The sequence below is a fragment of the Methylobacterium sp. V23 genome (assembly GCF_002917135.1).
Classification (GTDB): Bacteria; Pseudomonadota; Alphaproteobacteria; order Rhizobiales; family Beijerinckiaceae; genus Methylobacterium.
This window is the reverse complement of sequence record NZ_PDHT01000001.1, coordinates 531,906-541,919: the sequence shown is the minus strand read 5'-3', so window position 1 is coordinate 541,919 and position 10,014 is coordinate 531,906. Positions and strand designations below refer to the sequence as shown.

The window sequence follows — 10,014 nt, the reverse complement described above, 5'->3', positions numbered from 1 at the left end:
CCACCCTCCATGCCACCAAATCCCCGGCCCGGGAATGCGGCGGCGCGTCGAATCGCCGATCGGCCCTCAGGGCGTGGGTGCCGTCGATTTCACCCGGGCCTCGGCGGCCGTGATCGCCTCCGGCGTGCCGACATGGAGCCATTGCCCGTCGAGGCGCAGGCCGTGCAGCCGGCCGGTCGCGATGGCACGGTCGAACAGGAGGTTGAGGGAGAAGGCCCCCTCGGGGGTCTCGGCGAACAGGCCGGGCTTCAGGATGGCGACGCCGGCATAGATGAAGGGCGCCACCTCGCGCTCGCCGCGGCGCTCCAGAGCCCCGGACGAATCCATCGCGAAGTCGCCGTTGCCCTCGTAGCCGAGGCTCGTCGCGGTCGGGGCGACGAGGAGGAGAATGTCCATCGCGGCCGGGTCCCAGGCGGCGATCAGGCGTCCGAGATTGGATTCCGGGCCCTCCAGCCAGAACGAGTCGGCGTTGAACACGACGAACGGGTGGTCGCCGAGCAGCGGCAGGGCCTTCTTCACGCCGCCGCCGGTCTCCAGCAGGGCGTCGCGCTCGTCGGAGAGCACGATCTTCGGGGCGGTCTGGCGCTTGCGCACATGCCCCTCGATCAGGTCGGCCAGGTAGTGGACGTTGACCACCGCCTCGGTGATGCCTCCCTCGGCCGCCCGGTCGAGGGCGTGGTCGAGGAGCGCCCGGCCGGCCACCTCCACCAGGGGCTTGGGCACCGTCGCGGTGATCGGGCGCATCCGTTTGCCGAGACCCGCCGCGAGGACGAAGGCGCGGGTGATGGGGGCTGTGTCGGACATGGCGGCTTCGTCTCGTCGGAGAGGTCTCGGGCGGGCGCGGGCGCCCTCGGGCAGCCTTGCGCGGGCATCGCGGATCGTCAGGCGCCCTCGGCCGGCTCGCCCGCGGCCTTCGGCACGAGGTGCGGCAGGTGCGCCTCGTGCCAGAGGCGCAGGTGGGTCAGGGCCGGGTGGTTGAGGTTGCGCGCCAGGTAGCCCTCGATGCGCGGCAGGTGCGCGAGGTAGGCCGGCTTGCCGTCGCGCCGATCCAGGCGGGCGAAGATGCCGAGGATCTTCGTGGCGCGCTGGGCCGCCAGTACCGCGTAGGCCCGGGCGAAGGCCTGCATGTCGAAGTCGGGCTCGCGGGCCCGGCGCTCGCGCACGTAGAGGCCGAGGAGGCGCAGCTCGAACTCCGCCGTGGCGTCCACGCGCGCGTCCTGGAGCAGCGACGCGACATCGTAGGCGGGATGGCCCAGGACCGCATCCTGGAAGTCGATGACGCCGATGCGCTCCAGTCCCTCGCGCTCGGGCAGCCAGATCAGGTTCGGCGAGTGGTAGTCCCGCAGGGTCCAGGTCGGGCGGTCGAGCTTGATGCTGTCGAGCACCTCCGCCCACAGGGCCACAAATTCGGACCGGGCCGCGTGGGGCAGATCGGCCCCCCGGATGGCCGGGCAGTACCAGTCGGGCAGCAATTCGGTCTCGAACACCAGGGCTTCGAGATCGTAGGGCGGCAGCACGTGGTCGATGCCGTCGGCCACGGGCAGCACGCCCGGCAACTCGGTGGCGTGGAGCTTGGCCAGGAGACGCACCGCCTCGGCGTAGCGCTCCGGGCGCGGCCCATTGGCGTCGACCACCGGTTCGGAGCCGAGATCCTCCAGGATCAGCAGGCCCTCGGCGAGGTCCTCGCCGTAGATGCGGGGGGCCGAGAAACCGAGGGCACGCAGGCCCCGGTCCATCCCGACGAAGGCGTGCACGCTCTCGGCGAGCTTGACGATGGCGCTGTAGGGGCGGCCGTTGCGGACCGGCGGGCCGTCGGCGCGGGGCGGCGAGATCATCAGCACGGCGCTCTTGCCGTCCGGCTTCACCAGCCGCTCATAGGCGCGCGAGGAGGCGTCGCCCTGCATGTTGATGCGGGTGGCCTCGTCCCAGCCGCTGCGGACGAGGAGGATGCGCAGCGCCCGCGCCCGCTTCAGCCGGGCGACCATGCCGCCGCTGCCGTCGATGCGGGCAAAGCGCGCCCCGTCCCCGAACTCGGCCCGAAGGGACAGGTCGACGATCAGCATCGGCGCGTCGCGGGGTCCGAGGCGCTCGGGCCACTCCACCAGGGTGATGGCGGTCTCGGCCATCTCGTCGAAGCCGAGCTCCACGAGTTCGTCGGGGCTGCGCAGGCGGTAGAGATCGGCATGCACGATGGCGCGCCCGTCGGCCGCCTCGTAGGGCTGGATCAGCGTGAAGGTCGGACTCGGGACGTCGAGGTCGGGATCGCCGACGAGTTCGCGGATCAGCGCGCGCGCGAGGGTAGTCTTGCCGCCGCCGAGGCCGCCGGACAGGGCGACGATGTCCCCCGGCACGAGAAGCCCCGCGAGGAAACGGCCGAGATCCTCGGTGGCGCTCTCTTCCGGGAGCATGATCTCCCAGGCCGATTTCACCTCACGCTGGGGCGTGTCGGCACCATCCTCGTTCAACGCCCAACTCCTCCATGGCCGTGCGCCGCCGCGGCCGGATCCGGATCGCGCGGAGCCCCGCTGTCATACCGGAGCATCCTTAACCAAATCGCGGACAGACCGAAGGCTCCATCGGGACGCCCCCGCCCGGAGCCCCTACTCGGCGGCATCCCGCCGCGCGGTCGGCTCGGTGATCGGGAAGGTGCAGGTGACGCGGGTGCCGGCGCCGGGGGCGGATTCCAGGCTGACGCGCCCGCCATGCAGTTCCACGAAGGAGCGCACGATCGACAGGCCGAGGCCGACGCCGCGATGGCGGGTGCCGAGGGTGTGACTCTCGAACCGGTCGAAGACCCGCGAGGCGACGTCGGGCGGCATGCCCTGCCCCTGGTCGGCCACCGCCAGGGTCAGTTCGGCGGCGTTGCGGCGGACCTCGACGCGGACCTGCTGGCCCGGCGCCGAGAAGCCGACGGCGTTCGACAGCAGGTTGAACAGGATCTGCCGGACGCGCTTGCCGTCGGCCACGAAGCTCCCGACGTCGTCGGGCACGTCGAGATCGAGGGCGATGGCAGAATCGGCGAGTCGATCTTCGAGCCCGCGCACGGCGGCATCGACCGTGGCGCGGACGTCGACCACCTCGCGGGTGAGCTCGAGGGAGCCCGCGTCGATGGAGGCGAGGTCGAGGATGTCGTTGATCATCACGAGCAGCGCCCCCGACGAGCGCATGATGTGGCCCGAATACTCGCGTTGGCGCTCGTTCAGGGCGCCCACCGTCTCGTCGCCGAGGAGCTGGGTGAAGCCGATGATGTTGGTGAGCGGCGAGCGCAGCTCGTAGGAGACGTGGTTCACGAAGGTGTCGCGCAGCTGCGAGGTGCGCTCCAGGGCGTCGTTCTTGTCGGTGAGGGCGCGCTCCACGTTCACGCTGGCGGTGACGTCGATCAGGGTGAGCAGCGTCGCGCCCTCGGGCAACGGTTGGGCGGCGCAGTCGAGGACGGTGCCGTCGACGATCTCCAGGCGGCAGGTCAGGCCGGCGCGGCTTTCCAGGCCCGTGATGGCGCCGCGGATGTCGATCCACGGGTCCTCGTCGGGCGAGAGGGTCTGGCAGGCGGCGATGACGGCATCGACCCGGGGGCGCTCGCGCAGGGTTTCGGGGTCGAGGCGCCACAGGGTCGCGAAGGCGCGGTTGGCGAAGGTGAGCCGGCCGTCGGCGCCGAACACCGCCACGGGCTCCTTGAGGGTGTCGAGGGTCTCGGCCTGCACCCGCATCAGCGCGTTGTAGCGGGATTCGAGCTTCATGTTCTCCGAGACGTCGTCGAACAGGTAGGTCAGGCCGCCCTGGGGGTTGGGATCGGCGACGACGCGCAGCGAGCGTCCGTCGGGCAGATACCACCAGGCCTCGTTGGCCTCCACGGCCCGGTAGGCGGCGAGCACGTCGGCCTTCCAGGATTTGAAGTCGGCCTGCTCGGGCAGCTTCCGGGCGGCGCGCAGCCGGTCGAGGATCTCGCCGTCGAGGGGGCGGCCGTCGAGGAAGACCGGATCGAGGTCCCAGAGCTGGCGATAGGCGGCATTGTGGAAGATCAGGCGCTGGCGGGCGTCGAACATCGCCACGGCGGTGGGCAGCTGGTCGAGGGTGCGGACGTTGGCATCCATCTGCCGCTGCAGGTCGGCACGGACGCTCTCGAGCTCCGAGACGTCGACGGCGATGCCGACACGGCCGGTCTCGATCGCGCTCTCGGTGACGTCGAGGGTGCGCCGCCCACCCGCCACCACCGCCGAGAGGCGATGCGGCACGCGGCCCCCGGTGGCCAGGCGGCCGGAATCGTCGCGGGCAATGAGGTCGCGGGATTGGCGGTCGAGGAGTTCGACGCCGCCCTCGAGCGCATGCTCCCGGGTGCCGGCCTCCACCGCCGCGACGTAGGCGAAGTTGACCCAGGCGAGCGCCCCGTCGCGGTTGCGGCGCCAGACCGGCTGCGGGATCGCGTCGAGGAGACTGCCGAGGGCCGAGAGGCCGCGCTTGGCCTCGTACAGCGTGAGGCGCAGGTCGATGAGCTCGCGCTTCTCGTCCGTCGTCTCGCGCAGGCGCAGGATCGCGCGGCCGGACAGGGCCTGCCCATGCGCATCGATGAAGCGGCCAGACTGGGTGCGCAGGCTCAGGCGGAAGCCGGCGCCGCGGGCGCGGAGCGCCTCGACGGCGGTGTTGAGGGCATCGGCATCGACCGCGTGCAGCCAGGTCTCGAAGCCGGGCAGGCCGAGATCGGTGTCGCCGGGCGCGCGCCGGGCATCGATGAGTCCGAGATCGCCCTCGATGGTCGGGGCGCCGCGGCCCGACCAGGTGATGAGGACCTGACGCTCGGCGTTCAGGAGCATCTCGGCGCGGTCGTGGGACTCGCGCAGGGCCGACAGTTCGGTGACGAGGTCGCGCTCGCGCCGGGTCCAGCGGCTGCGCTCGCGCATGTGCAGCAGGGCGACAATGGTGGAGAACACCGTCAAGCCGATCAGGATGGCGAGCCCGGCGGCGTTGTGCGTGTGCTGCCCGAACCCCGAGACGGCAGCGCCGGCATCCATCCCCGTCCCGGCCGCCCGCGCCGGGAGACCGGCCACGGCAACGACCAGAGAGCCGGCGCACAGCAGGGCGCGCGCCGTTCGTTCGACCCTCATGATCCGTCCCGCCTCCACGAATCTTCGATGAGACGCCGAAAGGCGCCCATCCCGCAACAGGCCGGAGGCCGGCTGCGAGCCACTCCATCTGAGGAATCAGCCCACACTAGCGCGAGGCGGAATCGTCCCGGAAGAGGGTTAAGCTTAACTTTAGAGGCTTCAGAGGCGATGGCCGCGCAGGAGCGCAGAAAAGCCACACTGCGCAGGCGGGCGGGCGGCGCCCCCGAACGTGCGGAAGCCCGGCACGGGACCGGGCTTCGCGGACGGGATTCGACGGGTCGCGGCGCCCCGCGAGGGGCGCCGGAGCGGTGTTCAGTAGCGGTAGTGGTCGGGCTTGAACGGGCCGTTCTCGGAGACGCCGATATAGGCGGCCTGGTCGGGACGGAGCTTGGAGAGCTTGACGCCGATCTTCTCGAGGTGGAGGAGCGCGACCTTCTCGTCGAGGGCCTTGGGCAGGGTGTAGACCTGCTTCTCGTACTTGCCCGGGTTGGTCCAGAGCTCGATCTGGGCCAGGGTCTGGTTGGTGAACGAGGCCGACATCACGAAGGACGGGTGGCCGGTGGCGTTGCCGAGGTTCACCAGGCGTCCCTCCGACAGGAGGATGATGCGGTGGCCGTCGGGGAAGGTGATCTCGTCCACCTGCGGCTTGATGTTCGACCAGGTGAGGTTCTTCAGGCCCGCGACCTGAATCTCGTTGTCGAAGTGACCGATGTTGCACACGATGGCGCGGTCCTTCATCGCCCGCATGTGCTCGATGGTGATGATGTCCTTGTTGCCCGTCGCGGTGACGAAGATGTCGGCGCGCGGAGCGGCGTCCTCCATCGTCACGACCTCGTAGCCTTCCATCGCGGCCTGGAGCGCGCAGATGGGATCGACCTCGGAGACGAGGACGCGGCAGCCGGCGTGGCGGAGCGACGAGGCCGAGCCCTTGCCCACGTCGCCGAAGCCCGCGACCATGGCGACCTTGCCGGCCATCATGACGTCGGTGCCGCGGCGGATACCGTCGACCAGCGACTCGCGGCAGCCGTAGAGGTTGTCGAACTTGGATTTGGTGACGGCGTCGTTCACGTTGATCGCCGGGAAGAGCAGCTTGCCCTCCTTGGCGAGGTTGTAGAGGCGGTGCACACCGGTGGTGGTCTCCTCGGAGACGCCCTTGATCGAATCGGCCAGACCCGCGAACCAGCCCTTCGGCTTCTCGGCGAGCTTCTTCTTGAGGAGCGCGAAGAAGATCTCTTCTTCCTCGGATTCCGGCTTGTCGAGGAAGGCGGTGTCGCCGTTCTCGGCGCGCAGGCCCAGGTGCACGAACATGGTGGCGTCGCCGCCGTCGTCGAGGATCATGTTCGGCATGCCGCCGTCATGCCAGTCGAACAGCTTCGCGGTGTAGTCCCAGTACTCCCCCAGGGTCTCGCCCTTGATGGCGAAGACCGGGATGCCGGCGGCGGCGATGGCGGCGGCGGCATGGTCCTGGGTCGAGTAGATGTTGCAGGAGACCCAGCGGATGTCGGCGCCCAGCGCCTTCAGGGTCTCGATCAGCACGGCCGTCTGAATCGTCATGTGCAGCGAGCCGGCGATCTTCGCGCCCTTCAGGGGCTGCGACGGACCGAACTCCTCGCGCGTCGCCATCAGGCCCGGCATCTCGGTCTCGGCGATCGAGATCTCCTTGCGACCATAATCGGCCAGGCCGATGTCCTTGACGATGTAATCCTGGGCCGAGGCAGTCTGGGCCGGGGAAGTCTGGGCCATGGCGGTTCGCTCCATCTCGCGTGACGTGTCGGCGTGGCCTATAGCAGGGCGCCGGACGGGAAGCAATCAAGATATAAAGATGTCTTTATGCGAACGATTCCAACTGGGGCTCCCCGAGCGGCTCGCTCAAGCCGACTGACAAATCGCCCATAACGTGTATCGCAGACGGGCGGTTGTGGCTTTCCTCGACGCACGACTCGGGCATGCTCCGGCGCGTTCGCACGAAGAGCGGAGCGGCAAGCCATGCACCGATACCTTGTCCTCGCCATCGCCCTCGGTCTCGCCCCGCTCGAGACGGCCGAGGCCGCCCCGATGCGCATGGCCACCTTCGAGAAAGTTGCCCTGTCGGGCAGCCGGCTCACGCTGGGCTCGTTCTCGTCGCTCGACCCGACCTGTCGGTCCCTCGGTCGGATGACGATCAGCATCATCGACCCGCCGCATGACGGCCACGTCCAGGTCGGGCAGGGACAGGCTTTTCCGAACTTCCCGATGTTCAACGCCCGCGCGCGCTGCAATGTCCGCAAGCGGCCCGCGACCTTCGTCTTCTACACCGCGACGCCCGGCTATACCGGACCGGACGACTTCGCGATCGAAATCGTCGATCCGGCGGGAAACGTCGGCCGTGCGCGCTACCGCGTCACGGTCCGGTAAGGCTCACACCTCGTCCCGCAGCTGCCGACGGATGATCTTGCCCGTGGTGGTCATGGGCAGGCTGTCCCGGAACGCGATCTCGCGCGGGTACTCGTGGGCCGAGAGGCGCGTGCGCACGTAGGCCTGGATCTCGGCGGCCAGGGCCTCCGAGGCTTCGTAGCCCGGGCGCAGGACGACGTAGGCCTTCACGATCTCGGTGCGCAGGGGATCCGGCTTGCCGACCGCGGCGGCGAGGGCCACGGCCGGGTGCGCGCCGAGGCAATCCTCGATCTCGGTGGGACCGATGCGGTAGGCCGCCGAGGTGATGAGATCGTCCTCGCGCCCAACGAAATGGACGTAGCCGTCGGCGTCGCGCCGGGCGGTGTCGCCGGTCAGCATCCAGTCGCCGGAGAACTTCCTCGCCGTCGCCTCGGGCTGGTTCCAGTAGCGCAGGAACATCACCGGGTCGGGCCGCGCAACGGCGATCTCGCCGGGCTCGTCGGTGGCGGCCTCGCGGCCGTCCGGCCGCAGGATCGCGACCCGGTGCCCGGGAACCGGGCGTCCGGTGGAGCCCGCCCGCGCCACCCCGGCCGACCGGCAGGCGGCGAGGACGAGGTTGCACTCGGTCTGGCCATAGGCCTCGCCGATGGTGAGCCCGAGCTCGCGCCGCGCCCAGTCGAAGGTTTCCGGACCGAGGGATTCGCCGGCGGAGGCGATGTTGCGCAGGCGAGACAGGTCGAAGCGCCCGCGCGGATCGGTGACGCCGCGCAGCATGCGCAGGGCCGTGGGCGGCAGGAATGCGAGGGTGACCGCCCGCTCGGCGATCAGCCGGAACGCGGCGTCCGGCTCGAACCGGAAGCTCGGGCAGGCCACCACCGGCACGCCGAAATGCAGGCTCGGCAGAGCCGCATTGAGCAGGCCGCCGGCCCAGGCCCAGTCGGAGGGCGTCCACATCCGGTCGCCGGCCTTCGGGGGAAAATCGTGCATCATGCAGAAGCCCGGCAGGTGCCCCAGGAGCACCCGGTGGGCATGCAGCGCGCCCTTGGCCGGCCCGGTTGTGCCGGAGGTGTAGATCATCAGGGCCGGATCATCGGCCCGGGTGTCGACCGGGACGAACCCGCCCGGCGCCTCGGCGAGCAGGGTCTCGTAGTCGAGGGCCGCGCCCCGCGCGCCGTCCACGCAGACCACGAGCTCGAGCGCCGGCAGATCGGCGCGGAGGGCTTCGACCTTGGAGAGGCCGGCCGCGTCGGTGACGAGGACGCGGGCGCCGGCGTCGGCGAGGCGGTAGCGGAGGGCGTCCGGCCCGAACAGGCCGGCGAGCGGCAGGGCGATCGCTCCCAGCTTGTAGGCGGCCGCATGGGCGATCACCACGGCCGCCGATTGCGGAAGCAGGACGCCGACGCGGTCGCCGGGCACCACGCCCCTCGCCCGCAATCCGGCTGCGAGACGGTCGGAGCGATCCCGCAGGTCCCCGAAGGTGATCTCCGAGACCTGCGCCCCGACGACCTCCTGGATCGCGACCCGGCCGGGCTCGCGCTGGGCCCAGCGGTCGCAGACATCGACGCCGATATTGAACCGCTCCGGGATGTCCCAGGCGAAACCGGCGACGAGCCCGGCATAGTCGGGGGCGGGCCTCAGCACGGCGGACGACTCAGGCTTCGCGGGCCTTGAAGGCGCCGGCGAAGGCGAAATCGGTGATCGGACGCCGGCCGTTCGGCACCTCCTTGGCCCGCTGCTCCTCGGAGAGATCGGCCGGGTTCGCCGCGCGTCCGACGGCGTAGGCCGCCTCGACCTGATGGTCCGGCGGCACGTTGAGCACGCTGACGGAGCGCTCCTTGTCGAATCCGCCCATGCCGTGCACGTGCCAGCCCTGGCGGATCGCCTGGAGCTGGAAGTTCGCCGAGGCGGCCCCGGTGTCGAGGGAATGGCTCGCCGAGGGCTTCAGCCCGTCACCGGTCTTCATCAGCTTGCTCGAGACCAGGATGACGAGGGCGCCGGCCCCCTCCGCCCACTTGCGGTTTCCCGGCACCAGCAGGTCGAGGAAGGTCTCCCATGCGGGCGTGCCGCGCAGGGCGTAGACGAAGCGCCAGGGCTGGGAGTTGTAGGACGACGGAGCCCAGCGCGCGGCCTCGATCATGCGCAGAAGCTCGGATTCCGGCACGGCCTCGCCCGTGAAGGCGCGCGGAGACCAGCGCTCGATGAAGAGCGGATCGATGTCGTGATCGGGCTGGCGCGGATTCGAGACGGTCACGGGCGGGCTCCAGGCGGCGAAGAGATCCGGGTCAAGTCATGGCGACGGGCAGGCCCGCACGCGGTCCGTGGCGGCACGCCCGGATCCGGACGAGGCATGCACGAGGTGGCCCCCGGGAGGCAATCGTCCATTCCGTCCGGCACCGTCGCACCCCACGAATGCCGGGGGGAGTCCCGCGGCGATGCAGGGGTCCCGCGCCGTCGATCGCTCGGATTGTAACGATCGGGGAAAGCATGCCGACAGGAGTTGCGGTCACTCTTGGCGCAGGGGTCGAGGTCGCTCGCCTGGCCC

7 protein-coding genes are annotated in these 10,014 nt (G+C 70.4%); 1 reads left to right on the top strand and 6 read right to left on the bottom strand.

Going from position 1 to position 10,014, the window contains the following annotated elements:
- Window positions 1-66: 66 nt before the first annotated feature.
- The 4 genes from CRT23_RS02480 to ahcY all read right to left on the bottom strand — a co-directional run bounded on the left by CRT23_RS02480 (window position 67) and on the right by ahcY (window position 6,842).
- Window positions 67-804, bottom strand: a complete 738-nt coding sequence (locus CRT23_RS02480; protein ID WP_103708413.1) for a nucleotidyltransferase family protein — start codon at window positions 802-804, stop codon at window positions 67-69.
- 77 nt (window positions 805-881) lie between these two features.
- Entirely contained in the window at window positions 882-2,408 is a 1,527-nt protein-coding gene (gene tsaE, locus CRT23_RS02475) for a tRNA (adenosine(37)-N6)-threonylcarbamoyltransferase complex ATPase subunit type 1 TsaE (protein ID WP_103708570.1), read from the bottom strand.
- Window positions 2,409-2,600: 192 nt separating this feature from the next.
- Entirely contained in the window at window positions 2,601-5,099 is a 2,499-nt protein-coding gene (locus CRT23_RS02470; protein ID WP_103708569.1) for a PAS domain-containing sensor histidine kinase, read from the bottom strand.
- A gap of 312 nt (window positions 5,100-5,411) precedes the next feature.
- Window positions 5,412-6,842: an adenosylhomocysteinase gene (gene ahcY / locus CRT23_RS02465; protein ID WP_055948829.1), complete on the bottom strand. Its 1,431-nt coding sequence runs from the start codon at window positions 6,840-6,842 to the stop codon at window positions 5,412-5,414.
- 243 nt (window positions 6,843-7,085) lie between these two features.
- Here ahcY and CRT23_RS02460 point away from each other — a divergent pair, with 243 nt between their 5' ends.
- Window positions 7,086-7,493: a hypothetical protein gene (locus CRT23_RS02460; RefSeq protein WP_103708412.1), complete on the top strand. Its 408-nt coding sequence runs from the start codon at window positions 7,086-7,088 to the stop codon at window positions 7,491-7,493.
- Window positions 7,494-7,496: 3 nt separating this feature from the next.
- Here CRT23_RS02460 and CRT23_RS02455 read toward each other — a convergent pair whose 3' ends face one another.
- Both CRT23_RS02455 and CRT23_RS02450 read right to left on the bottom strand, forming a co-directional pair.
- Complete coding sequence (locus CRT23_RS02455) at window positions 7,497-9,113, bottom strand: AMP-binding protein (protein ID WP_103708411.1); 1,617 nt, start codon at window positions 9,111-9,113, stop codon at window positions 7,497-7,499.
- Window positions 9,114-9,123: 10 nt separating this feature from the next.
- Window positions 9,124-9,723: a nitroreductase family protein gene (locus CRT23_RS02450; protein WP_055947679.1), complete on the bottom strand. Its 600-nt coding sequence runs from the start codon at window positions 9,721-9,723 to the stop codon at window positions 9,124-9,126.
- Window positions 9,724-10,014 lie beyond the last annotated feature (291 nt).

What these genes read in the sequence shown, in the direction of transcription:
- CRT23_RS02480 (WP_103708413.1), bottom strand. Translation starts at nt 804, where the DNA reads ATGTCCGACACAGCCCCCATCACCCGCGCCTTCGTCCTCGCGGCGGGT.
- tsaE (WP_103708570.1), bottom strand. Translation starts at nt 2,408, where the DNA reads ATGCTCCCGGAAGAGAGCGCCACCGAGGATCTCGGCCGTTTCCTCGCG.
- CRT23_RS02470 (WP_103708569.1), bottom strand. Translation starts at nt 5,099, where the DNA reads ATGAGGGTCGAACGAACGGCGCGCGCCCTGCTGTGCGCCGGCTCTCTG.
- ahcY (WP_055948829.1), bottom strand. Translation starts at nt 6,842, where the DNA reads ATGGCCCAGACTTCCCCGGCCCAGACTGCCTCGGCCCAGGATTACATC.
- CRT23_RS02460 (WP_103708412.1), top strand. Translation starts at nt 7,086, where the DNA reads ATGCACCGATACCTTGTCCTCGCCATCGCCCTCGGTCTCGCCCCGCTC.